The sequence below is a fragment of the Mesorhizobium sp. WSM4829 genome (assembly GCF_055811475.1).
Window position 1 is genome coordinate 1 of sequence record NZ_JBVVQJ010000178.1, and the last position, 239, is coordinate 239.

Consider the following 239-nt stretch of genomic DNA (forward strand, 5'->3'; position numbering starts at 1 on the left):
ATCGAGACGAAACGCTGCAGGCTTCCTGGCGACCGGAAGCCCTGCATCACCCGCTCTCGTTTTCGCAGCGGCACATGAGCGCAGCTTGTCAGTGATCATGCGCTTCGGTGCGCCGCCCTGTTTCTTCAACAGGCGCGTCAGCAATCGCTTGGCCGCCTTGGTGTTGCGGCGGTTCTGGACGATCTCGTCGAGGACATAGCCGTCCTGATCGACGGCGCGCCATAGCCAGTGTTTTCGGC

Annotated in this window: 1 pseudogene; it reads right to left on the bottom strand. The window is 61.9% G+C overall.

Annotated features, from left to right (window positions below):
• Positions 1-239 (bottom strand): annotated as a pseudogene (locus tag AC0L17_RS34755) (DDE-type integrase/transposase/recombinase); the annotation flags it as partial.